Source organism: Micromonospora sp. CP22, from assembly GCF_009712475.1.
Lineage (GTDB): Bacteria > Actinomycetota > Actinomycetes > Mycobacteriales > Micromonosporaceae > Micromonospora.
This window is the reverse complement of sequence record NZ_VCJO01000055.1, coordinates 1-1,264: the sequence shown is the minus strand read 5'-3', so window position 1 is coordinate 1,264 and position 1,264 is coordinate 1. Positions and strand designations below refer to the sequence as shown.

1 protein-coding gene is annotated in these 1,264 nt (G+C 58.5%); it reads right to left on the bottom strand.

The window, feature by feature from the left end; translation table 11 throughout:
* Positions 1-480: 480 nt before the first annotated feature.
* Positions 481-795, bottom strand: a complete 315-nt coding sequence (locus FF096_RS26180) for a hypothetical protein (protein ID WP_155222215.1) — start codon at positions 793-795, stop codon at positions 481-483.
* Between the last annotated feature and the right edge of the window lie 469 nt (positions 796-1,264).

Genomic DNA, 1,264 nt, shown 5'->3' with positions numbered 1-1,264 from the left:
GATCTTCCCAGATCAGAAGGCACTTCCTCTTTCATGATCCACGATGCGGGCAGCCCTTACTGAAGGGCCGAGGCTAGCTCAGAGGCCGATCGTAACGGTTCCAGCGGTACGTAGACGCACGGTCTGACACGGCCCGTCATCCTGACACCATCATCAGGTGGCTGTCCCGCATCCGAGATCACAGTGCGCGCAGGCACCCCGCCCTCGCAGAAGAACACAAAGCCGCACGCTCATACCAAGATGAGCGCACCCACCGCGACTCCGAAGACGGGACCACAATCGAGGTGGAGGCGGGTCGGCCGAAGGCGTCGTAGGAGTCGGTGCAATTGATACAGGATACAGCCCGATAGCCACCTTCATCTGTCGGGATTCTGTCGGGATTCCCAACCTGACCAAACCCCGCCAGATCGAATCCGCAGACCTCGCTGCCAGTTCCGCCAGTGGAGGGCGCTGAAAATCAGCGCCCTCCACTGGCTCACCTCATCTCACTCGAAGGAGATCGGATCCGAAATTCCGAAAGAAGGCTAGCTGACCGTCAATTTGCATGCCTCCCTGATCTCGCAGCATCGCCGAAACTATCGTCAACGGTCGTAAACCTACAACAATTGCAGCAGCACCGACGAAGATGAGCGCGGCCACCACCGGGCCAACGGCGTGCGGGGAGACACCTAGGGCCATCGCCGAGAGGAGGACCATTATGAGCAGGAAAGACAGCAGGAATATCCTTATGGTCCAGATTAGTAGTCGGTAAGAGGTCGCGCTACGAATATTTTCAAGGTCATCCATCTTGCCCATACCTATCACCACAATTCCCAGTAGCCGAGGACCCAAGCTTTGGCGCGGCCGCCTTCGCCAAACGAAACCCCATATCCTCCTGAGGCATCCGCACTGACCGTGTATACGTGCTCTGTGTCGGATTTGGACAAGCCGACAACCGCGCCTGCAGGCGCCTCCACTCCAACCTGCGCATAATTTGATCCGCCAGCCTGGTCTCTGACACCGCCATTTGATACCTGCACACCTCCCGCCGCCCCAACAGCCACCCCTGGCCCCATTCCAAACTTCCTGCCATGGAAAAATCCGATACCATTCTGATCGACCCCGACACAGATGGACCAACTGCCCGCACCACCTAGTTGCGCGTTGACTCCACCGCAGAGAGAAATCATTCCACGCCACTCTCCGTCCTCAGAGCGTGTTTGAGAAGGTCTGTTTTGGACGGCGTGGCGGCGTGACATGCACCGTTGGGGCGGGCAGGGTGGCG